Annotated in this window: 1 protein-coding gene; it reads left to right on the forward strand. The window is 60.2% G+C overall.

What is annotated here, in order from left to right:
• Positions 1-256, forward strand: a 256-nt coding sequence (locus ABFY71_RS18980) for a proton-conducting transporter transmembrane domain-containing protein (RefSeq protein ID WP_347947434.1), incomplete at both ends; no start/stop codon positions are given.

Genomic DNA, 256 nt, shown 5'->3' on the forward strand with positions numbered 1-256 from the left:
GTCTGCTGGCGTACTCCAGCGTGGAGAACATGGGACTGGTCGCGGTGGCGTTAGGCATTGGCGGGCCGCTGGGAATTTTTGCCGCGCTGCTGCACACCTTAAACCACAGTCTGGCAAAAACGCTGCTGTTCTGCGGTTCCGGCAATGTACTGCTCAAGTACGGCACGCGCGATCTCAACGTCGTCTGCGGAATGCTCAAAATCATGCCATTTACCGCCGTGCTGTTTGGCGGCGGTGCGCTGGCGCTGGCCGGGAT

The organism is Devosia alba (assembly GCF_039938915.1).
Taxonomy (GTDB): domain Bacteria; phylum Pseudomonadota; class Alphaproteobacteria; order Rhizobiales; family Devosiaceae; genus Devosia; species Devosia alba.